We start from the raw sequence: 802 nt of genomic DNA on the forward strand, positions 1-802 counted from the left end.
GGGCCGGTACGCGGGTGTAGAGCAGTTGATAGAGGCCCACCAGCAGCAGCGCTTCCACATCTGCATCGGCCGCCTTGGTGAGCCATTACCTCACCAACTAGCTAATCCGACCTAGGCTCATCTGATAGCGCAAGGCCCGAAGGTCCCCTGCTTTCTCCCGTAGGACGTATGCGGTATTAGCGTCCGTTTCCGAACGTTATCCCCCACTACCAGGCAGATTCCTAGGCATTACTCACCCGTCCGCCGCTCTCAAGAGAAGCAAGCTTCTCTCTACCGCTCGACTTGCATGTGTTAGGCCTGCCGCCAGCGTTCAATCTGAGCCATGATCAAACTCTTCAGTTCAAACATCTTTGGGTTTTTAAGAAACCCTAAACTTGGCTCAGCAATCGTTGGTTACATCTTTGATTTCTCGCGGAGTAACTTGTGATGCTGATAATCTTGTTGACTATCAGTCTGACTCCACAAGCACCCACACGAATTGCTTGATTCAGTTGTTAAAGAGCGGCTGGTTAAGATCTTTCGTCTCAACCGAGGCGCGCATTCTACAGCAGCCTCATTTGCTGTCAAGTGATTATTTTCAGAAGCTTTCGAAGATTTCTTCAACAACTTCAACCACTTGCGCTTCAGATCTCTCGTCAGCGGGAGGCGAATTCTACAGCGTTACACGCTGCTGTCAACACCTCTTTTTCAACTTCCTTTTGGCTTCGATGAACTGAAGCAACCTGCTGTCGAAACTTACATAACTCATTGTTTACCAAGGAGTTTTCCGTTTCGACTGCGCCGGAAGTGGGGCGAATTATAG

Annotated in this window: 1 rRNA gene; it reads right to left on the minus strand. The window is 49.6% G+C overall.

From position 1 onward, the window contains the following. Nucleotides 1–342 (minus strand): 16S ribosomal RNA (locus tag ACP7BX_RS30850); the annotation flags it as partial. Nucleotides 343–802: the final 460 nt, after the last annotated feature.

The sequence above is a fragment of the Pseudomonas sp. DWP3-1-3b3 genome, assembly GCF_049896305.1.
GTDB lineage: Bacteria > Pseudomonadota > Gammaproteobacteria > Pseudomonadales > Pseudomonadaceae > Aquipseudomonas > Aquipseudomonas azotoformans_A.